Raw genomic sequence first — 20,637 nt, 5'->3', positions numbered from 1 at the left:
CCCAGGGACTGCTGGAATGACCCGAATAATAGACATTCATTTGACGCCAAGTTGTCGTTTGGACGACAATTCGAAGGTTTCCCGCTAGGTGTTTTCCCTTCACTGTCTTCCAACTTACAGCACTTCTGACCCATTCATGGCAACCGACTCCGCGCTTCACCAACGCCGCCGCTCCTTGACTGCCGCCGAGCTGGATGCGATTCCCTGGATGCGCCTGCTGGCGCCGCATGAACGCGAGCGCGCTGTGGGCGACCTGAAAATCGCCGATGCCATCCCTGGCGAATACATCTGCCGCACCGGTCGCCCCGTCACCTACTGGTTTGGCGTGGTGGATGGCCTGCTCAAGATGAGCAGCGACAACGCCGAGGGCCAGACCATGACCTTCACGGGAATTCCGCCTGGCGGGTGGTTTGGCGAGGGCACGGCCCTCAAACGCGAGACCTACCGCTACAACATCCAGGCGCTGCGCAAGAGCATGGTGGCCGGGTTGCATGTGGACACCTTCCACTGGCTGCTGGACCACTCCATCGGCTTCAACCGGTTTGTGATGAACCAGCTCAACGAGCGCCTGGGCCAATTCATTGCTGCGCGTGAAATTGACCGCATGACCAACCCCGACATCCGGGTGGCTCGAAGCCTGGCGGCGCTGTTCAACCCGGTGCTCTACCCCGGCGTCGGCGAGGTACTGCGCATCACCCAGCAAGAGCTGGCGTATCTGGTGGGTTTGTCGCGTCAGCGCGTGAATGAAGCACTAACGGCGCTGGCCGGGCAGGACTCCATTCGCGTCGAGTATGGCGGCTTGCGTGTGCTGAATCTGGCCGCCTTGCGCTCAAGCGGCTCCGCGCCTCCAGCGGCTCTGCCGCTGGACTGACAACCCGCCGCCAGCGGCTTATTCGACTTCGAGCCGCAGTTCCCGCTCTGCAACACGCTGCTTTTCGTCCTGCACCTGCATGGTCAGGCGATGCTTTCCCGTCGGGATCTGCGCGTTCTCCAGCGAAAAACCTTCCTTGGTGACCTTGACGTACTTGGTAATGCGGCTGGTGATATCGACCTTGAATGTGCCATACATCACCTTGAAGGTTCCCGGGTCAATCGGCGCATCCGCCTGGCTCTTGAACTGCACCGCAATCGCGAACGGCGCCTTAACCTTCAGATCGGAAACCGGCTCGGGTTTGAGGATGTCGATCAGCGGCACGACCGCACGCGGACGCAAGGCGGGCGGCTCGTTGAAGCCGTCCTCGCCCTTGAACTCAATCGCCTCGGCTGCGGTAATCAGCCAACCCTGCGGAACAGCCGTTAAAACGCCCTGGGCCTGCGCACTGATTGCGCAAGATGCCATCAAAAATGCAGCAACAAATTTTGCTTTCGAATCACTCATTGAATCTCCTCCACTGAAACCATGGCTGCCCCATAGGCGTCCGAACACACGGGGTTGTTCTTTCTTGCGCCTGCATTGGCACAGGACTGGCTGGTCACCGCGCGCGAGCTGGACATCAGTGCCCCCAGCTTGGCGCGGCCCTGTGCGTCATTGAGCGAGGAGACGAAGGCGCCCGCCTTGCTCGCCGCCAGCGGAGCAAGGTCTCGCGGACCGTCAGCCACCATCACCAGCAGGTTGTCTGTGCCCGCCGGACCGCCAGCCTTGACGCGCCAGTTGGGGCGCGGCAACAGAAGCTGCTGCCCGGCCTCGATCTTGTTGTTCTGGTCCAGGTCGTTGGGAAACAGCAGATAGACCGACTTGTTGTCGGAGCCTGCCAGGGCGACATACACGTAGCCACCACGGTCCGACTGCACCGAGAAGTCCAGCACGTCCTGCCCGATCTTGAGCTTGTCCTTGCTCGCCACCACCTGCACCCGGCGCTTGGCATCGCGCTGGTCAAACATCTGGCGCAAAGCCTGCTCGCCGGTCAAAGGTGCAGGCTGCACTACCGGAGCCGGAGCTGACGCAACGGCGACAGGTGCAGCGGCTGTCACCACCGCAGGCACTGCAAGGGTCGGCGCAGCCACGACAGGTGTCGGCTTGACGGCTGTCGGTTTGACTTGCGTCGCCACGGGGGCTGGCGCAATAGACACAACGGCCGCGGCAGGCGCTTGCGTCACCAAGGCAAGCGGGGCTGCACTGACCTGGCTGAACCAGGCGGGCACAAACGCGGCATTGCCATTGAGCACCAGGTTGTGCGCCTTGTAGTTCGCATCGTTGGCCATGCGTTTGTTGATTTTCTCCTGGGCGCACATTTTTATTTCCTCCATGCTGATGGCGCCGGAGTTGTCCAGGTCTTTGGCATCGCGCAGCATGCAGTCGCGCATGAACTGGGTGGCCAGGCCACCTTTGAGTTCATCGTCAAAGCTGATCTCGTTGTCCCGCGAGGCGCTGACGTGGATGATGTCCTGTGGCAACCCCCCTTTCGCGACGGCCTCCACCATCAGGTTGCGGGTCTTGATATTGACAGGACGTCCGCACTCTTCGGAAATGCTGGAGAACTTCGGCCGCAGAACACCGTCGTCATTGGCGTTAGTCAGGCCACGCGTTCGCACCGATGCCGCGTTCTGCACCAGGCCACCGGAATGGCAGGCGTCGTACATCACAAACAGCTTGTCCGTCTTGTTGGTGATGGTCTTGAGCATGTCGGCCATCTCGCGATTGGTGATCATGCCGCTCTGGCCTCCGTCATAGGCCAGCAAGGCCTCGACACAGCCACCGGCCGCCGGATCGTTGTAGCGGGTGCCGTGCCCGGAATAGTGAATAAACACCCGGTCTCCGTCCTGCACCTTGTCGGTCAGCTCCTGCAACGCCTGGCGGATGCTGTTGCCGGTCGCCTGCTCATCCTGCAAATACCGGATGTTGCTCGCCGGCACCTGCATGGCCTGCGCCATTTGTGTGGCCGTTTCCTTGTCAATGCGCGCACCGGGCAGCGGCGGTGTCCCTGCGTCCGCATAGCGGCTGATGCCGATGATCAAGGCGTGGCGATTGATACGCGGGGGCAGGCTGCGCACGCCCAATGTCAGGGCCGTATTGCCTGATGCTTCACGACCGCTGGCCAGACCCGACGCAAGTGAACTGCCGGCCTGCCAGTTCACCGTGCTGGCGCGCACCCAGCCCGACATTCTTGCCCCCGGCTTGTCAGCAGGGGTTGCCGCCTCCACCAGGGCCCAACCGCCCTCCACACTGACCAGGCGCAAGGCTGAGCCCGCTGCCAGGCTGCGCAGTACCGGTGCGGACGCCAGCTTGTCCGCGCGCAAATCGGTGGCGCGCAACGCCGTCAGCGCCTGACCGGGCACGGCGGTTTGCGCCGTTTGCGCTTGCACGCCCAGTTGGGCACCCAAGCTCGCCAGCCCACCCAACAACAACCCAACAGCTTTCAATTTCATCGTGTCTCCCTTTCAACCTTTCGGTCTGGATTCCTGGTTTGTATCCGTTTTCTGAAACGTTGCCCATACCATGAATATAGTCTTTGCCAACTCTGCACGGTTTGGCGAAGAATCAAGCAGCACCGGCTCGCCGCTGCGCCGGGCCAGGCGCCGGAGCGCGGGCTCCAGTTTGTCCCGGGCTTCCAACACAGCCTCCTGCGGTCCGACCACCGCCGCGAAGCGCGCGAGTTCAGGCCAGCGCAGCGTTGCGGGCCAGATCACGTTGGCATCGCACACCACCACACGGCAGGTCGGCGCATGGCGCTCCACGGCATCAATCAAACGGTCCAGCGCGCCTTCCAGCCAGGCATCGCTTCGCTCCCAGGGCCAGATCGCCAGCGCCTGTGCGGTCGAGGAGGGCGGCGAGCACCAGTAGTTGCGACGCAATGTGTTCCAGTAGCGCAATACCGCCAGAAACACCAGCGCCAGACCCGCCGCCAGGTGCAGGTCCAGAAATACCGGCAAACCGTTCAGACTCAGGTACCCGATGCCCAGCAGAGCAGCGGGCAGGGCCAGCAAGGCCGGCACGAGGGAGGCCACGCTTTTGAACTGAACCCACAGGGCCAGGCCCACGCACAGCGCGATAGCCAGCCCGGCCTGGAGCCAACGCGGCAGTTCATGCAGGTGCCGCCGGTTCAGTGCGTTGTCGATCACCGTGGCCAGCGAGTCCACCCCGGCCTGCATGTTGGACAGCGGCGACGGGTGAATGTCATGCAGACTGGGCGCTGTGGCACCCACGATGACGACCTTGCCGGCAAAGGTGGACTGCCCTGCCACAGGCTTGACACCTTCGGCCTGCTCAAAGACGTCGGCAAACGAAATATGCGGATAGGCATCCCCTCGCTTGCGCCAGGAAATCAGCTCGCCTCTTGAATCAAACGCGCCGCCAGCCCTTTCGGAATAGTCTTTGTATGCGTCCAAATTAGTAGCACTTAAAACACTGGCGGCGATCGACTGGATCGCCGTGCCATCGGCCAGGGGCTCCACGAAGCGATAGCGGCGCAACACGCCATCCTGATCGACATAGCCATTGTTGAAACCCAGACGGGCGCTCGCCACCGCAGGCAGCGCTGGCGGGATCAGCGCCACCGTGGCGGCCTTGGCCACAGTGGATTCACCGGCAACGGGTGGAGGTACGTTTGGCGAAGGCGGCGCAAGCAGCCACAGGCCCGGCAAAGCGGCACGTGTGATCTGACTGGCGGAATCGTTGGAGCGGGGCAACCTGACCACCGAAAAGTGGCTGCGCTGGCTGCGCCGCACCGCCTCGTTGAAAGCCGCATCGCCACCGGGGCTCAGCCGATCCGCATCGGAAAACAAAATATCCCAAACCACCGCCGCCGGCTGCTGGGCCTCGATATGTTGCAACACCGTGGCCAGCGTGTCGCGCGGCCAGGGCCAGCGGCCAAACTCTTTCCCCATGCGCGCCAGCGATGCCTCGTCAATGTCGACGATGACAATCCGCGGGTCCGGGGCGGCGGCGACCAGGCGCGCCCGCACCATGGCGTCGTAACTCGATTGCGCCACGCCGCCGCTGAGCTTGAGCACGAACACATCCAGCACGACCCAGATGGAGAAGAACAGCACCAGGCCCCAGGTCACGCGCCGGGCCGGCAAGGCGCCAAGCCGGTGCGCGATACCCTGGAGAAACTGCATTGCAGGGAGACTCAACGTTGCGCGCAAGCGGACGACAACAAGCCGCCCCACAGAAGCACGGTCAATGCTCTAAATTTAGTAGCGCACTGTGCAATCAATCCACTGGTCAATGGCATATTTTTCACTGGGAACTTACCCTGGATGCGCTCGGACCGTGGTCAGCACCGCGTCAATCCAGATTGACGATGCGCACACGCCGATTTTCTGCCGCAAAAGGTTCGGCGGCATTGGCAAGCTCCGCAGAACCTTTGCCAGTCGCCACCAGGCGTGCTTCGTTCACGCCCTGGGTCTTCAGGAAATCCCGCACCGCTTGGGCGCGCTGCTGGCTGAGCTTGAGGTTGTAGTCCACGCTGCCCTTGGCGTCGGTGTGGCCTTCGACGGCGAACCTGGAAGCCCCCAGCTCGGCAGACTGCAGTGCCTGGGACAAATTGGCCAGGGCCTGTTGGCTCTCGGGCCGCACGCGCGCTGAATTGAAATCAAACTGGATCAGCAAGGACAGCGAAGGACGTCCCGGTGTTCCCGCCGACGCAGCGTCGGTTTGCGCCGACACGGCCTCCACCGAAAGATTGCGCAGACTGCGCGTCCGCGGCGCCTTGAGTTGCTCGATCATCTGCTCTGCGCTCGGTGCGGCGGTTTGCGCCCATGCAGGAACGAGCAAACAAGCACACGCCAGCCAGGCAAAAATTCTGAAAACGCTGAGGATCATGATCTACTTCTTGCGCTGGGTGAACACCACTTTATCGACCACCGACTCACCTTTGCCATCCTGCTTGAGGATGATTTCCGCGTCATAGGCCTGCGCGGCCTTGAACTGGGCGTTGGCAGACACCTCTTTGGCCATTTTGGAGGCCGACCAGAGGGAGCTGATCGCGCTCAGCAAGAGGAGCGGGCTCTTCGCCGTCACACTGGATTTGGGTGGCACAACCTTCACCGTACCGCCACCCGCCTCCACCGAAGCCATCCAGTGCTGCAAACGCTCGGGCAGTGCGCTGGGAACAATGCGGTCGTAAAAAGCCACATCCACCTTGGGCAAAGGCGCACCAAGTGAACCCGACAAATCCCGATCGAAGGCCTGCAAGTCCACGAACGCAATCTCGGCCTTGGGCGGCGCAGCACTTTGGGTCTGCCCGGGGTTGGATTCGCAGGCAACCAGCGTCAGCGCCAGTGCTGCGGTGAATACCAACTTTTGTGCGGTGCCTTTGATCATTGAATTCGCTCCTTGGATTCGCTTATGGATATTGGCTATGCCAAATTTGGCATCCATGCCAGTCTAACGCCCATCGCGCACAGCATTCAGAGCCACCAATTCGCTTTTTTCGTTCTTGCGCATCTTGCCCTTGGGGTTGGAGATGGTCACCAGGGACTTGATGGGCATGCCGTAGTTCGGATTCATCCAGAAAGTCCAACTGTAGCGATGGCCCTCCTTTCCAAAACCGCTGATATCCACCCGGTAGACCTCAAACTCCCCCGCAGTGACGCTGATTTTTTCTCGCGCGCCGATGCGTGCGTCAAGTGAAACCGTGTCATCGCGCGCGTCGGTATCGATCTGTGCGCGCAGCACCCATTTCTTCCCGGCCTGGTAGTTGGCGGGGAAGAACTGGGCATCGCGCCAAACGTGGTCACGCACAGTCTGGGTATTGCCCAGCAGGTCCAGCTTGCGAGCGCCGCCATTGATTTCAACCACATCGTCGCGAATAGCCGTCACCTTCATCCGCCTTGTGATAACGCCGTTGGCCGACACGCCTGATGCGTCGACACGGTATTCATAGACATCCCCGACCCTGAATCTTTCGGTGCTGGAATCGTTGGCCAAGGTGTCCCCCGTCTTGAACTGGGGGGCCACCAGCGGCTTTTGCAGTCGGTCCAGCTTGGCCTGCGCTATTTCCGAATACAGGCCACCGGGGTATTGCGACAGGTAGGCCGCAAAAGCATCCACGGTATTGAGCTGCTTGGTCTTGTCCCACAGACCCGACTCCCGCTCCAGTGCCGCATCATCAAGCGGCTCGCCCTTTCGGCCGGGGGTCTTGCCTTTGGTGAAATAGAAATCCTCTTCCAGGCTGGTGGATTCCCAGGGAATCTGGCGCCCCTGGCTCTTCAACCGAACCTGCAGCCGAACCCGCTTGAAGACATCTTCAATGGCAGCCGTTGGCTTCTTCAGCTCTTGCAGCAAATACTGCGTGTACAGGCCATTGCCGCTCTTGACGTCACCGTCCTCGGCCACATTGCCAGGTGCCGTCGCATAGGCCAGAAAGGTCCCCGGCGGCGCGTCCAGCTGCGCCAAACCCTTGCCAGTGGCCGTGCCGGCGAACGGGTTGTCGCGGCAGGCATCGAGCACCAGAATATTCATGCGATTGCCTGCCGTTTTGAAGGCATCAATCACACTGCTGATGTCAATCGTCTGCTCCACCACATCCGAAGCCTTTGACAGGTTGGCATTGACCGGCACCATGTAGTTGCGCCAGTCCAGCTGCAGCCCATGGCCGGCGTAATACAGCATGCCCACGCCCTGCTTGCCCTTGAGTGATTCGCGCACCTTGGCGATGGCCGCATTCATCTCCTCTTTCCTGGCATCGCGCAGTTCTACCACCGTGAACCCCAGTCCACGCAAAGTGTCCGCCATGGCGCGTGCGTCATTGGCCGGGTTAAGCAGCGGCGCACCGGCATAGGCCGAGTTGCCGATCACCAGCGCCACCCGAATGTCCAGCGGAGCCTGAGCCTGAACCGGGACGCACAGGCCTGTGAGCGCCAGCATCGCCACGGCTGTGATTTTGAGCAGGGTTACTTGATTTTTCATGGATTCTGTTTGATATTTGGCAGGCAAGCACTTGGGCGAACATGTCCAGCAAATGGAGCAGCTTATGCCAAACTGTATCGAATATTGCAGGCCGGGGGGTCAACGATTTCGGGTTAGACGAGATATTGGCCCATAGCCCTCGTAAAATATGCACCTTAAGCTACAAAAGATATAGCAAATGACAGACCCCAAGCCCACTCCTGTATTCCGTCGTGCTGCACCGCCTTCCGGCCGCACGCCCGCTCCGGCAGGTCAAAGCAATACGGCGGCCATCGGCCCCAATGGCACCTTGCGCCTGAACAAGCGTATGGCCGAACTGGGCTTGGCCTCGCGACGTGAAGCCGACGACTGGATTGCCAAAGGCTGGGTCAAGGTCAATGGCGAAATCGCGACCATGGGCATGCAGGTCATGCCCGATGTCCGCATCGAGATCAACAAACAGGCCCAGGGCCAACAGGCCAACCAGGTCACGGTGCTGATCAACAAGCCGCTCGGCCTGGTCAGCGGGCAGGCCGAAGATGGCCACGAGCCCGCCATCACGCTGGTGCAGCCACAAAACCGCTGGGCTGAGGACAATGCCCGCTTTTTCTTTCACCCCAGCCAGCTCAAAAATCTGGTCCCGGCGGGGCGGCTGGACATTGACTCCACAGGTCTCCTGGTGCTGACACAGGACGGCCGCGTGGCGCGCCAGCTGATTGGCGAAGACTCGGTGATGGAGAAAGAGTATCTGGTGCGGGTGGTGTACACCGGCACCGAGAACGTGGCGGCAGCCAACTCCGCCGCGGCCACGTACGGCGGCAAGCCCACGCAACTGAGCCGTATTGACGACGACGACCCGGTGAGCACCGATGTGCAGTCCGTCTTCCCGGCCGACAAGTTGCGCCTGCTGCGCCATGGTCTGAGCCTGGACGGTCAGGCCTTGAAGCCCGCCAAGGTAAGCTGGCAAAACCCCGAGCAGTTGCGCGTGGTCTTGACCGAGGGCAAGAAACGCCAGATTCGCCGCATGTGCGAGCTGGTCGGCCTCAAAGTCGTGGGCTTGAAGCGCGTGCGCATTGGCCACGTGATGCTGGGCAATTTGCCTCTGGGCCAGTGGCGCTACCTGGCGCCGCACGAACGCTTCTGACAGGCGCTGCAGGTGCCAACCTGTCGCATCAGCCTAGGCAGGCGCCTCTAGTGCGCGGCTGATTTGTTGTCCACAATGCGCGAACGCCGGGTGATTCTTTATCCACTGCGTCGACTGACATGACAGAACCTGCAAGCAAATCCGCGCTCAAACATTTGCGCGCATCCGACCTCCGGGGCATCGCCCAACTCGCCACCCAGGCGACCACGGGCGTGGCCCGCATTGCCGAGGGCGTGCACCAATCGGTGTTGAGCACCATGGGTATGCCCGGCGGCACAAAGCCCGGACAGACGCGCGGCCTGACCGGCATGGTCTACAAAAGCGTGAATGGCGTCGCACACCTGCTGGGCAAGGGCATGGAAACTCTGCTGGCCCGGTTGGAGCCCCTGCTTGCCTCGTCCGATGCGGCCAAGGCCGCGACGCCCGAGCGTGAAGCCATCTTGGCGGCACTCAACGGCGTCATGGGCGACCGTCTGCTGGAGAGCAACAGCCCTTTTGCCACCCCCATGAGCCTGCGCTATCAGGGCCAGACGCTGGACTGGCAGGCCATGCCGTCCATGCCCGAAGCCACGGGCAAGGTGCTCTTGCTGATCCATGGCTTGTGCATGAATGACCTGCAATGGCACACCCGGCACAGAGGCCATCACAAGGGAGACAAGGAGCAGGTGCGCGACCATGGCGCAACCCTGGCTTCGGCGCTGGGTTACACGCCGGTCTATTTGCGCTACAACACCGGCCTGCATGTCTCGCAAAACGGCCGCGAGCTTACCGCCCAACTGGAGCAACTGCTCGCCCATTGGCCCGTGCCAATGGAGGAGTTGACGGTGGTGGCCCACAGCATGGGCGGCCTGCTGACGCGAAGCGCGTTCCACATGGCCAGACAACAGGGTTTGCGATGGCCCGGGTATTTGAAGAACATCGTGTTTCTGGGTACGCCACACCATGGCGCACCACTGGAGCGGGCTGGCAACTGGGTGGACGTCATCCTGGGCAGCACGCCCTACACCAAACCCTTTGCCAAACTGGGTCAGCTGCGCAGCGCTGGCATCACCGACCTGCGCTACGGCCACGTGCTGGACGAAGACTGGGTCGGTCACGACCGCTTTCACCGCAAGCCCGATGACCGGCAGATATTGCCTTTGCCTGAGGGCGTGGCCTGCTATGCCGTGGCGGCGACCATGGCACCCCAACGTGGCACGCTGGCCGACCGACTGCTGGGCGACGGCCTGGTGCCCCTGCCCAGCGCGCTGGGCCAGCATGAGGAAGCACCGCGCAACCTGAGCTTTGCGAAGAAGTCACAACTGATCGTTTATCACACCGGTCATATGGCCCTGCTCAGCAGTCCCGAGGTGGCGAAGCAAATGGTGCGGTGGTTGACTCCCGGGGAACCCGCATCACAACTCGGCATGGCCTGAGATACGGCAATCGTTCTTGCCTGAGTTCTTGGCCTCATAGAGGGCCAGATCAGCGCTCTTCATCAGCGTCTGCACATCCTCACCGTGCGCCGGATAGACACTGACCCCGACGCTGGCGGTGACATTCACGCCATGGCCTTGAATGCGATAGGGCTGCGCCATGGCCTGCACGACTTTGGCAACCAGCTCCACCACATCATCACCATGCTTCAGATCCGGCAGCGCAACCACGAATTCGTCGCCCCCCAACCGCGCCACGGTGTCACCTTGTCGTACCGCGCCCACCAGGCGCTTTGCCGCCATTTGCAACAGCGTATCGCCCACGTCGTGACCCAAAGTGTCATTGACCTGCTTGAACCCATCCAGGTCCAGAAACATGAGCGCCATCGTACGGTTGTGCCGTTTGGCATGCGCAATGGCCAGGGCAAGCCGGTCCATCAGCAACCGCCGGTTGGGCAGTCCCGTCAGCGGGTCATGCAAGGCCAGCGACTCCAGCATGCGGTTGCTGTTTTTGAGTTTTTTGTACAACAGGCGAACCTCCAGCATGTTGTAAACGCGCATCCTGAATTCCATCAGATCAAAGGGTTTGCTGATGAAGTCTTTCGCACCCGAAGTCAGCGCGCGCAGCTTGTGCCCGGGTTGAGCCGTGATGACCAGTATCGGAACATAGCCCTCGGTTTCAATTTTCTTCAGCTCATCCATGACCGCAAAGCCATCCATGCCAGGCATCTGCAGATCCAGCAAAATCAGGTCGTAGTGGTGGGTGGCATGCAGTGCGCACACGGTTCGCGGGTCCATCGTCGACGTCAGGCACCGATAGCCGCTTTCATGCAACATTCTCTCCAGCAACTGCACGTTAGCCGCCAGATCGTCCACGATCAGAATGCGTGCGCCCAGGATATCGGTCAGGTCAACCGTCAAACGGATTCTCCCAATGCCGCGTGGTCCGGTCCACTGCGCACAAAGGCGAAGGTGGTGTCCAGTGCCAGCATGAACTCACCCACTTTGATGGGTTTGGTGAGGTAGCGGAAAAATCCCGCCTCCAGACCTTTTTCGATATCACGCGGCATGGCATTGGCACTCAGGGCCAGAACCGGAATGTGCCGGGTGGCCGGATCTTCACGCAATATTTTCAGCGCCTGAATGCCGCTGATGCCAGGGAGATTGATATCCATCAGGATGACATCGGGCTGATGAATACGCGCCATCGCAATGCCACTCACGCCATCGCCAGCGCGGAGCAGGCGCATGTCGGGACGTCGCGCAACGAGTTGCTCCACAAGCTGCATGTTGGCCAGGTTGTCCTCCACGTACAGCAGGGTACACAGCGCAGCGCCTTCCGGCACACCGGCTTGCACCAACGCCACGGGCTCCTCGTCGAGCGCCGGCACCTGTAGCGCCGCGGCCTGGTTCAGTTCAAACCAGAACACACTGCCCGCACCCACCGTACTTTGCGCACCGATTGCGCCGTCCATCAATTCCACCAGCCGCTTGCTGACCACCAGGCCAATGCCGGTGCCTTCCTCCGTACCGTCCTCTTGCCCGAGGCGATTGAAAGGCTGGAAAAGCTGGGCCAGCTTTTCTGCGGACAAGCCCTCGCCGCTGTCCTTCACGCTGATGCGCAGGCGCTGCGCGTCAAGCGCATGGCACGTCACCTCCACAGTTCCACTGGGGCGGTTGTATTTGATAGCGTTCGTCAGCAGATTGACCAGCACCTGCTTCATGCGGGTTCGGTCGGCCTTGACAAAATAAGGGCCGTCGAACTGCGGGAAGCTGATGCGGATACCGCTTTTCTGCGCTTGCGGTTCGATCATGGCCTGGCAATCGAGCAGCAGTTCCGGTAGTGATATCGGCTCGAGCGACAGCGACAGCTTGCCGGACTCGATCAGAGCCAGGTCCAGGATTTCATTGATCAACTCCAGCAGGTACCAGCCAGCCTGGAGAATCTGGTCGATGCTGCCCTTTTGGCTGGGTGTGGGCAGGGGCTGGCCCGACTCCATGAGCTGGGCAAAACCCAGAATGGCATTGAGCGGGGAGCGCAACTCGTGACTCATGCTGGAGAGGAAGTCCGATTTGGCGAGATTGGCTTTTTCCGCTACGGCTCTGGCGCTTTCAAGCTCCAGGTTGTTTTCGTGCAGCACCTGGTCAAGCAGCTTGCGCTCGGTGATGTCGCGCGCAGCAGCGAAGACACCCTGCAACCTGCGTTCCCGGTCATAAAAGGTGGTCGCATTGAAGGAGACCACCGTTTCGCGGCCCTCCCGGGAACAGGCCGTGAGTTCGTAGTTGGTGATTTTCTTTTCGCGCAGCACCAGGTTGATGGCGGCGCCTGCCCGATCCGGATCGGTGAAGTAGTCTTTGAATGGTGCGCCAATCAGCTCGTCCCGCGTGCAGCCGGTGAGCGCCTCCATCTGCTTGTTGACATCTGAGATGATGCCTTGCGGATCGGTCGTCATGATTGCGTCTATGTTGGATTCAATCAGCGAGCGGGTGTAGAACTGTTGATCACGCAAGCGTTGGTCCAGCAGCTTTTGCTGCGCCTCAACCTGCTTGCGCGCCGTGTTGTCGGTACCGATCAGCAGGTAGCCAATGATGGTGCTTTGCGCATCACGCAGCGCCGTGACCGACACCACAGCGGGAAAGCGGCTGCCGTCCTTGCGGATATAGGTCAGTTCGTAAATATCCTCAATACCGCGCGAGGCCTTGAACACCAGGGCCTCAAAGCCCGGCTCGATCTGGGTTCCGAGTTCGGAGCTGAGGGTCTGGGCACGCAAGATCACTTCCTTGGGATCGGAGATGTCCGCGGGCGTGATCTTGTTCATCACGTCGGCTGCCGCGTAGCCCAGCATGCGCTCAGCGCCCACGTTGAAAATCTGGATGACCCCTTTCGCATCGGTAGCAATGCTCGAAAAATTGGCGCTGTTGAAAATCGCACTCTGCAAGGCGCCAGCCTTGAGCAGCGCTTCTTCAGCCTGTTTGCGTGCCGTGTTGTCGGTGCCAATCAGCAAGTAGCCGATGATGGTGTTTTGCGCATCGCGCAGCGCCGTGACCGACACCACGGCGGGAAAGCGGCTGCCATCCTTGCGGATATAGGTCAGTTCGTAAATATCCTCAATGCCGCGCGAGGCCTTGAACACCAGGGCTTCGAATCCGGGCTGAATGGCGGTTTCAAGCTCCAGACTCAGCGCCTTGGCCCGCACAATCAATTCGCGAGGATCAGAGATATCAGCCGGCGTGATCTTGTTCACGACGTCGGAAGCCTTGTAGCCCAGCATCCGCTCCGCACCCACGTTGAAAAGCTGAATGACCCCCTTCGCGTCGGTAGCGATGCTGGAGAAGTTGGCGCTGTTGAGGATCGCGTTCTGCAAGGCGCCCGTGATCAGCAGCGCCTCCTGGCGCCCGACCTCGGTGATGCCCTCGGCCACGGCGACAACCGCATTCTGCGTGGTGAAACTCAACGTTTTTTCTGACATGATCAATCTTGGTAAACACGCAATGAATCTGACAAATCGCGTGGCTGAAAGAGCGTGTGGAAAACTCCCTGCCTTGAACAGCATGAATGTCCCAGAATATCAGTCAGGCATGCAGGGCTGCGTGCGCCAGCGCACATAGCACGTCTTTATTCGAAGTCACAGACCGAAGCGGACGCTGCAACTGGCCCTTGAAACCTCGTGATATCGCCCATAATTGAGGGTTCGCGGCGCCGGTTTCCCGACCACCGCTTTTCATTTGTTAGACCTTCAAGACCACAATGACCAAGCAAACCCTTTCCTTTCAGGCCGAAGTAGCCCAGCTGCTGCATCTTGTGACCCACTCGCTCTACTCCAACAAGGAGATCTTTCTTCGCGAGCTGATCTCCAACGCGTCGGACGCCTGTGACAAGCTGCGCTATGAGGCCATCAACGACAGTGGCCTGTACGAAGACTCGCCCACGCTTGAAGTGCGGGTATCCTTTGACAAGGACGCCCGAACGCTCACCATCGCCGACAACGGCATTGGTATGAGCGCGCAGGAAGCCATTGACCATCTGGGCACGATTGCCAAGAGCGGCACCAAGGATTTCGTGTCCAAGCTCTCCGGCGACCAGAAGGCTGACTCGCAGCTCATCGGGCAGTTTGGCGTGGGCTTTTACTCCGGCTTTATCGTGGCCGACAAGATCACGGTCGAGTCCCGCCGCGCCGGCATGAAGAGCACGGAGGGCGTGCGCTGGATCAGCGGTGGCGCGGGCGACTTTGAAGTCGAGACCATCGACCGTGCCCCGCGCGGCACCAGCGTCATCCTGCACCTGCGCGAAGACGCGATGGACTATTGCAGTGCCTGGAAGCTCAAAGGCATCATCAACAAATACTCCGACCACATCAGCCTGCCGATCCTGATGGAAAAAGAAGAGTGGAAAGACGGCGAGCTGATCAACCCCGGTGATGAGGCCGGCGGTCGCCAGCCCGGCGCGATGGTCAAGACCGGCGAGTGGGAAGCGGTCAACAAGGGCAACGCCATCTGGGCGCGCGCCAAGAAAGACATCACCGCTGACGAGTACACGGAGTTCTACAAGCAGATCAGCCACGACTTCGAAGCGCCACTGGCCTACACCCACAACCGGGTGGAGGGCAGCACCGAGTACACCCAGCTGCTGTACATCCCGGGCAAAGCGCCGATGGACCTGTACAACCGCGAGAAATCAGCCGGCGTCAAGCTGTATGTGAAGCGCGTCTTCATCATGGACGATGCCGAGGCGCTGTTGCCGACCTACCTGCGCTTCGTCAAAGGCGTGGTCGATTCCGCCGACCTGCCGCTGAACGTGAGCCGTGAGCTGCTGCAGGAAAGCCGCGATGTGAAAGCCATCCGCGAAGGCTGCACCAAGCGTGTGCTGGGCATGCTGGAAGACCTGGCCAAGCACGACAAGCTGCCGGCACCGTCCGCCGACGGCGTGACGGATGTGGTGTCGGAAGAAGACAAGGCCAACGAGGGCAAATACAGCAAGTTCTACGCTGAATTCGGTGCCGTGCTCAAGGAAGGCCTGGGCGAAGACTTTGCCAACAAGGAACGCCTGGCCAAGCTCCTGCGTTTTGCCTCCAGCACCACCGACACCGTGAGCGTGGGCTTTGCCGACTACAAGGCGCGCATGAAGGAAGGCCAGGAGGCCATCTACTACATCACCGCCGACACCGCCGCTGCCGCCAAAAACAGCCCGCAACTCGAAGTGTTCAAGAAAAAGGGCATTGAGGTGCTTTTGATGACCGACCGCGTCGACGAGTGGGCCTTGAACTACCTGCAGGACTTTGACGACACACCGCTGCAAAGCGTGGCCAAAGGCGCGGTCGATCTGGGCTCACTGCAGGACGAGGCCGAAAAGAAAGCCGCCGAAGAAGCAGCCGAAACCTTCAAACCCCTGCTGGCCAAGCTCAAGGAAGCCCTGAAAGACAAGGCAGAAGATGTGCGCGTCACCACCCGTCTGGTCGACTCGCCCGCTTGCCTGGTGGTCCAGGACCACGGCATGAGCACGCAACTGGCTCGCATGCTCAAGCAGGCCGGTCAGGCGGCACCCGACGTCAAGCCGGTGCTGGAAGTTAACGCTGAACACGCGCTGGTGAAAAAGCTCGACGGATCCGTGCACTTCAACGATTTGGCGCACATCCTGTTTGACCAGGCCCTGCTGGCCGAAGGCGGCCTGCCGGCCGACCCGGCGGCTTATGTGAAACGGGTGAATGCCCTGCTGATTTGAATTCTTGGAGGGATCATGCGAGGCCACCCGTGCGCCGGGTGACCTCGTTTGCCATGCTTAGCGCTTGTCAGCCAGGAACTCCAGCACCGCAGCGTGGAAGCGCTCGGGTGCTTCCAGATGCGGCACGTGGCCCACGTTGTCAAACTCCACCAGCCTGGCGCCCGGGATGCGCTTCTGCGCAGCCTTACCCAATTGCGGGAAATTACCCAGGGGCTTAACCACCTCGGGCGGCGCGAAGCGGCGGCCAAAGACCGTTCGGTCGAGCTGGCCGATGACCAGCAGCGTGGGCACCGTCAGCTTGGGCAGTTCGTTATAGGTCGGGCCGTCGTAGATCATCTGGTAGGTCAGCGCCGAGACGTGGGCGAAACGCGGATACTCGCTGCTTTGCTGCACGCGCGCGAACTGCTCGACGAAGCGTTCGAACTCCGGGCGGTAGTTGTCCTTGAAATAGCTCTTGATGAAGCTTCGGTAGCTTGTGGTCGTCTGCGCCATTTCAAGCTTCACGAGGTTGGCGGTCTGCTGCGGCGGGATGCTCGACACGTAGTCTTCCAGGCCCAGCGGGTTCTCCAGCACCAGAGCGGAGACGCGCTGGGGGTGGCTGCGCGCGAAGTGCACGCCCAACATGCCGCCCATGCTGTTGGCCACGATGGCCACCCGATCCACTTTCAGGTGGTCAAGCAGGCGCACGGTGTTATCGACCAGCATGGGAAAGGTGTAGCGCATCTCGGGCTTGGACGACCTGCCAAAACCGATCTGGTCCGGTGCAATTACGCGATAGCCCTGGGCCGACAACGAGCGCAGCGTGTTCTCCCAGTACTCCGCGCCAAAATTCTTGCCATGCAAGAGCACCACGGTCTTGCCATTGGGCTTGGCCGGCTTGACGTCCATGTAGGCCATGCGCAGCAGGCGGCCTTCCTGTTCGAACTGCAGCGTCTCTACCGGGTAAGGATAGACCCAGCCCTCCATCGCTGCGCCCAGGGGTTCAGCGTCGGCGTAAGTGGGTAGCGCGGCCGGAGCCGACGGCGCCTGAGAAGTGGCGCAGCCAGCCAGCAAGGCGGCAAACAGGAACAGGGTGGCATGCAGTAAACGAGCAGTCATGGATATCTCTCTGATTGAATGAAAAAACCCCGTCTATCGCAGCGCCAGGTCCAGTCCGGGAACAGAAAGGCACCTGGCGCGACGCAGCGATTCGGGATAGCGCTTAGTGGGTCAGCTTCCCGCGCATTGCGGCAGGATGCCCCGGCAGTTGTAAGGACTTGCCTGTGTTCACCAGCTGGTCACCGTCGACACGCAGGATAGAGATGTCCTGGTCGATGAAATTGCCCACATAGAGATAACGGCCATCCTGGCTGAACACCGCACCTTCGGGCAGGCCGCGCACCTCCACCTCGTTGCCGCGTGTGACTTTTTTACCCTCAATCTTCAATGCAACCACGGACGCGTTGCGGTTGTAAAACGGCGCGGTTGCGGCTGAATTACTGCCTTTGAGCAGCACCGCCACCGCCATTTTTCCGGTCGGGCTGATCGTCAATCCTTCTGGCCCGTCGCCGACCACGACTTTGTCAATCACTCTGGGTGGACTCATCTCGAGGTCAATGACACTCACGGTATCCACATGACCGTCCGAGGCGCCAGAGTTGCCGTTGTCAGCCGTCAGTGCCAGCTTGCCGTCCGGTGTCACGTCAACGTTGTAGGGCCACAGCCCGGCCGGCACGTCCTGTTTGCTGTAGGTGACCTTTTCACCGTTCACGTTCAGAAATGCAATTTTGTGCCCCGGAAACTTGGCCGCCAGGGCTCGCTTGCCGTCGGGCGTGAAACGCACATGGGCGACCGACTCACCGATGGGCACCGTGTCAATCAGCTCCACCTTCTTGCCGGTAATGCGCAGCACACTGACCGAGTTGTCAGCACGATTGGCAATCAGGGCCAGATTGCCTGCCCGGTTGATGGAAAGACCGGAGGGTTGCTTGCCCACCAGCACCGTGTCAATCAGCTTGGGCGGCGTGGTCGTCAGGTCAATGACCCACAGGCGGTTGTCCGGCACTTGCTTGAATACGCCGTTCTCATTGATCACATTGAGCGAATTCGCCACAATGGCCAGCGTCTCGTCGGGCGTGATCGCAAGATTGACCGGTGGCCCGGCAATCGTGTTGGGCAAAGCCAGGTTGGTGATGATTCTGGGCGCCAGCGGATCGGTGCCAATGTCGATGATCGACACGGTATCCCGGCCGGGGGCGCTCAGCACCACCTTGCCCGTGCTGTCCCAGGCCTGCTTCTCGTCGTTGGCCACAATCATCAGTTCGCGTTTGCCTGCAGGCACCACGTTGGCGCAACCCGCGAGCACCAACGCGCTGACAACTGCAACGATTGAAATTCGAAATCTCATGGTATTCACCTTTACGTTTGGAAAGTTCAACAGGCCCGGCGGGCTGATTCCGATGGTACGCACCGAATCAACATAAAAGACCTAGGGCTTTCCTCTAGGAGTCCGGGTGGTCATGGGCACTTCCTCCGCCCCCAGCGGCTCGATGGCGCGCATCTGTTGCGCCAGCACCTCCAGCGTCGCCTCGGACGCATCGCGCCCCAGGGCGTTGCGCGCCAGGATGCGTTCACGCAGTTGCGCCGGCGTGGCCTGCGGCGCCAGGATGGCAAATACCGCACCGGCATCCCGGGCCAGCGCACGGAAGGCGTCGCGGTCGGCACGTTTCAGGAATGTGGCGTCCACAATGACCGACCAGCCGGCGCGCAGCAACAGGGCGGCCAGCTCGTGCAGACGGCCGTAGGTACTGGCGTGGGCGTCGGGCGCGTAAATGCCGGTGTTCGTGGTGGAGCCACTGCGCGCTGTGCTCGCCAGCCCGAACAGACGTTTGCGCTCCACATCCGAACGCAGGCGCAAGGTCGATGCATGGGGGTCGCTTTGCAGCAGCTGGCTGGAGACAACGGACTTGCCGCAGCCCGACAGCCCGTGCGTGATCACCAGCCGCACGGGCGGTGGTGCCACCAGGCGTTCTGCCAGCGCGATATAAGCCAGCGCCTCGCTACCGTCGCCGCCTGCCTGACTCACGCGAATCGCCGCCACCTTGGCCCGCACCATGGCCCGGTACACCGCATAAAAACGCAGCACCAGCGCGGCCTCGTAGTCGCCACTGCGGCTCAACACCTCGTCCACCCACCAGTCAGCCAGCCCCGGCTGACCGTGCGCGAGCAGGTCGACATAGGTGAAGGCGATTTCGCTCGCCACGTCGATCCAGCGCAGGTCTTCGTTGAACTCGATGCAGTCGAACATCCGCGCGCGCTGATCAATCAAAACCAGATTGGCCAGATGCAGGTCGCCGTGGCATTCGCGCACCCGCCCCGCTTGCTTGCGCGCTTGCATCAGCGGCTTGAGTTGCTTGAATTGAGCTTCGCTCCAGGTCTGTAAAGCGGCAAGCCGGGTCTGCATCTCCGCTTCGGGTAGCAGTCGCAACAGGTCATGAAAGTTGTCCCGTACCGGTGCCAGCACTTGCGCGGGTGAGCCGAAGCGCGACGCCAGCGGCGCTATCGCTGCCGCCCCGTGAAAAGCAACCAGCGTGTCAGCCAGATCGGACAGGTGCGAAGGCTGCAGCGCGCCGCGGGCACAGACCCGGTCCAGTCGTCCGGCTTCATCGAAGCGCCGCATCTTGACAGCGTATTCAATCGGCGCCCCCGGCCCGCCAAATTGCGGATCGTCCGGTGTGTTGAAAATGCCGACCACGTCCAGGTAAATATCCGGCGCAAAACGGCTGTTCAGGCGCAACTCATCCAGACAGAAAATCCGGCGTTGCGCCAGCGTGCTGAAGTCCAGGAACGGCAACTTCAGCGGCTTCTTGATCTTGTAGGCAAAATCGCCCGCCAGCAGCACCCACGAGATATGAGTCTGGACCAGTTCAACCCGCTGTACCGCAGCCGGATAGCGCTGCGGCTCCAGCAGGGCCTGGATGAGCGGAGGCAAGTTGGGGTTCATGAAACCCATGATAAGGTACAAGGTCAGCACTGACGGACCCGGCCTGCGACAATGGCCAGCCGTGCTTGAACTCAATAGAAAAAACTGCCCATGAAAACTACGCTTTGTATGGCCGCCCTCATCGCCACCATGGCATTCCTGCCCTCAGCCGGGGCCGCTGACGCTGTGACCGCGGCGGCGGCCAAAGAAGCCGGTGCCGTGGTCACCCCCAGTGGCCTGGTGTTTCGCTCGCTCAAGGACGGCGCAGGGGCCAGCCCCAAGGCCAGCGACACCGTCAAGGTGCACTACCGCGGCACCTTCCCCGATGGCCGCGAATTCGACAGCTCCTATAAACGCAATGACGCCATTGAATTCCCCTTGAGCAATGTCATTCCGTGCTGGACCGAGGGCGTGCAGCGCATGAAGGTCGGCGGCAAAGCCAAACTCACCTGCCCGTCAGGCATCGCCTATGGCCAGCGCGGCGCAGGCAACGTCATTCCGCCCAATGCCACTTTGCTGTTTGAAGTCGAGTTGCTGGGGATCAACGGCAAGTAGTCAAACGTCCCC

General features: G+C 61.0%; 16 protein-coding genes. 5 read left to right on the top strand and 11 right to left on the bottom strand.

Annotated features, from left to right (window positions below; translation table 11 throughout):
- Positions 1-136: 136 nt before the first annotated feature.
- A complete protein-coding gene (locus IV109_RS01370) occupies positions 137-871 on the top strand; it encodes a Crp/Fnr family transcriptional regulator (protein WP_296691167.1) in 735 nt (244 codons plus the stop codon).
- An 18-nt stretch (positions 872-889) separates the two neighbouring features.
- Here the strand turns inward: IV109_RS01370 and IV109_RS01365 are convergent, their stop codons facing one another.
- From IV109_RS01365 to IV109_RS01340, 6 genes are all read right to left on the bottom strand, one after another.
- Positions 890-1,378: a hypothetical protein gene (locus tag IV109_RS01365; protein ID WP_296691166.1), complete on the bottom strand. Its 489-nt coding sequence runs from the start codon at positions 1,376-1,378 to the stop codon at positions 890-892.
- A complete protein-coding gene (locus IV109_RS01360) occupies positions 1,375-3,366 on the bottom strand; it encodes a caspase family protein (protein WP_296691164.1) in 1,992 nt (663 codons plus the stop codon). Before IV109_RS01360 ends, IV109_RS01365 begins: the two co-directional genes overlap by 4 nt.
- A 12-nt stretch (positions 3,367-3,378) precedes the next feature.
- The gene (locus tag IV109_RS01355) at positions 3,379-5,058 is read right to left on the bottom strand and encodes a CHASE2 domain-containing protein (RefSeq protein ID WP_296691163.1); all 1,680 of its coding nucleotides are present in this window, start codon (positions 5,056-5,058) and stop codon (positions 3,379-3,381) included.
- Positions 5,059-5,227: 169 nt separating this feature from the next.
- Positions 5,228-5,764 (bottom strand): OmpA family protein, encoded by a 537-nt coding sequence (locus IV109_RS01350; protein ID WP_296691160.1) that lies wholly within the window; start codon positions 5,762-5,764, stop codon positions 5,228-5,230.
- Positions 5,765-5,767: 3 nt separating this feature from the next.
- Positions 5,768-6,265, bottom strand: a complete 498-nt coding sequence (locus IV109_RS01345) for a hypothetical protein (protein WP_296691159.1) — start codon at positions 6,263-6,265, stop codon at positions 5,768-5,770.
- A 63-nt stretch (positions 6,266-6,328) separates the two neighbouring features.
- Positions 6,329-7,852: a caspase family protein gene (locus IV109_RS01340; RefSeq protein WP_296691158.1), complete on the bottom strand. Its 1,524-nt coding sequence runs from the start codon at positions 7,850-7,852 to the stop codon at positions 6,329-6,331.
- Positions 7,853-8,030: 178 nt separating this feature from the next.
- On the opposite strand from IV109_RS01340, the gene IV109_RS01335 reads away from it, so the two are divergent.
- The gene (locus tag IV109_RS01335) at positions 8,031-8,975 is read left to right on the top strand and encodes a pseudouridine synthase (protein WP_296691155.1); all 945 of its coding nucleotides are present in this window, start codon (positions 8,031-8,033) and stop codon (positions 8,973-8,975) included.
- A 119-nt stretch (positions 8,976-9,094) separates the two neighbouring features.
- A complete protein-coding gene (locus tag IV109_RS01330) occupies positions 9,095-10,390 on the top strand; it encodes an alpha/beta hydrolase (protein WP_296691153.1) in 1,296 nt (431 codons plus the stop codon).
- Here IV109_RS01330 and IV109_RS01325 read toward each other — a convergent pair.
- Both IV109_RS01325 and IV109_RS01320 read right to left on the bottom strand, forming a co-directional pair.
- Positions 10,370-11,311, bottom strand: coding sequence for a diguanylate cyclase (locus IV109_RS01325; protein WP_296691151.1), 942 nt, complete (start codon positions 11,309-11,311; stop codon positions 10,370-10,372). The genes IV109_RS01330 and IV109_RS01325 overlap by 21 nt on opposite strands.
- Positions 11,308-13,860, bottom strand: a complete 2,553-nt coding sequence (locus tag IV109_RS01320) for a PAS domain-containing sensor histidine kinase (protein ID WP_296691149.1) — start codon at positions 13,858-13,860, stop codon at positions 11,308-11,310. Before IV109_RS01320 ends, IV109_RS01325 begins: the two co-directional genes overlap by 4 nt.
- Before the next feature lie 278 nt (positions 13,861-14,138).
- Here IV109_RS01320 and htpG point away from each other — a divergent pair, with 278 nt between their 5' ends.
- The gene (htpG, locus tag IV109_RS01315; protein ID WP_296691147.1) at positions 14,139-16,109 is read left to right on the top strand and encodes a molecular chaperone HtpG; all 1,971 of its coding nucleotides are present in this window, start codon (positions 14,139-14,141) and stop codon (positions 16,107-16,109) included.
- A gap of 57 nt (positions 16,110-16,166) precedes the next feature.
- Here the strand turns inward: htpG and IV109_RS01310 are convergent, their stop codons facing one another.
- From IV109_RS01310 to IV109_RS01300, 3 genes are all read right to left on the bottom strand, one after another.
- On the bottom strand, positions 16,167-17,207 hold the full coding sequence (locus IV109_RS01310; protein ID WP_296691144.1) for an alpha/beta hydrolase: 1,041 nt from the start codon (positions 17,205-17,207) through the stop codon (positions 16,167-16,169).
- 103 nt (positions 17,208-17,310) lie between these two features.
- Positions 17,311-18,495 (bottom strand): YncE family protein, encoded by a 1,185-nt coding sequence (locus IV109_RS01305; RefSeq protein ID WP_296691142.1) that lies wholly within the window; start codon positions 18,493-18,495, stop codon positions 17,311-17,313.
- A gap of 81 nt (positions 18,496-18,576) precedes the next feature.
- Positions 18,577-20,091 (bottom strand): bifunctional aminoglycoside phosphotransferase/ATP-binding protein, encoded by a 1,515-nt coding sequence (locus IV109_RS01300; protein WP_296691141.1) that lies wholly within the window; start codon positions 20,089-20,091, stop codon positions 18,577-18,579.
- 129 nt (positions 20,092-20,220) lie between these two features.
- Between IV109_RS01300 and IV109_RS01295 the strand changes: the two genes are divergently transcribed.
- Positions 20,221-20,625 carry an FKBP-type peptidyl-prolyl cis-trans isomerase gene (locus IV109_RS01295; RefSeq protein ID WP_296692471.1) on the top strand — a complete coding sequence of 135 codons (405 nt, stop codon included), beginning with the start codon at positions 20,221-20,223 and terminating at the stop codon, positions 20,623-20,625.
- Positions 20,626-20,637: the final 12 nt, after the last annotated feature.

This window comes from Rhodoferax sp. (genome assembly GCF_018780565.1).
GTDB lineage: Bacteria > Pseudomonadota > Gammaproteobacteria > Burkholderiales > Burkholderiaceae_C > Rhodoferax.
Note: the sequence above shows the minus strand (reverse complement) of the source record. Positions and strands in the feature narration are given on the sequence as shown.

Bases quoted from the DNA above. Each gene is read 5' to 3' on its own strand.
- IV109_RS01370 (WP_296691167.1), top strand. From the start codon at position 137: ATGGCAACCGACTCCGCGCTTCACCAACGCCGCCGCTCCTTGACTGCC.
- IV109_RS01365 (WP_296691166.1), bottom strand. From the start codon at position 1,378: ATGAGTGATTCGAAAGCAAAATTTGTTGCTGCATTTTTGATGGCATCT.
- IV109_RS01360 (WP_296691164.1), bottom strand. From the start codon at position 3,366: ATGAAATTGAAAGCTGTTGGGTTGTTGTTGGGTGGGCTGGCGAGCTTG.
- IV109_RS01355 (WP_296691163.1), bottom strand. From the start codon at position 5,058: ATGCAGTTTCTCCAGGGTATCGCGCACCGGCTTGGCGCCTTGCCGGCC.
- IV109_RS01350 (WP_296691160.1), bottom strand. From the start codon at position 5,764: ATGATCCTCAGCGTTTTCAGAATTTTTGCCTGGCTGGCGTGTGCTTGT.
- IV109_RS01345 (WP_296691159.1), bottom strand. From the start codon at position 6,265: ATGATCAAAGGCACCGCACAAAAGTTGGTATTCACCGCAGCACTGGCG.
- IV109_RS01340 (WP_296691158.1), bottom strand. From the start codon at position 7,852: ATGAAAAATCAAGTAACCCTGCTCAAAATCACAGCCGTGGCGATGCTG.
- IV109_RS01335 (WP_296691155.1), top strand. From the start codon at position 8,031: ATGACAGACCCCAAGCCCACTCCTGTATTCCGTCGTGCTGCACCGCCT.
- IV109_RS01330 (WP_296691153.1), top strand. From the start codon at position 9,095: ATGACAGAACCTGCAAGCAAATCCGCGCTCAAACATTTGCGCGCATCC.
- IV109_RS01320 (WP_296691149.1), bottom strand. From the start codon at position 13,860: ATGTCAGAAAAAACGTTGAGTTTCACCACGCAGAATGCGGTTGTCGCC.
- htpG (WP_296691147.1), top strand. From the start codon at position 14,139: ATGACCAAGCAAACCCTTTCCTTTCAGGCCGAAGTAGCCCAGCTGCTG.
- IV109_RS01310 (WP_296691144.1), bottom strand. From the start codon at position 17,207: ATGACTGCTCGTTTACTGCATGCCACCCTGTTCCTGTTTGCCGCCTTG.
- IV109_RS01305 (WP_296691142.1), bottom strand. From the start codon at position 18,495: ATGAGATTTCGAATTTCAATCGTTGCAGTTGTCAGCGCGTTGGTGCTC.
- IV109_RS01300 (WP_296691141.1), bottom strand. From the start codon at position 20,091: ATGAACCCCAACTTGCCTCCGCTCATCCAGGCCCTGCTGGAGCCGCAG.
- IV109_RS01295 (WP_296692471.1), top strand. From the start codon at position 20,221: ATGGCATTCCTGCCCTCAGCCGGGGCCGCTGACGCTGTGACCGCGGCG.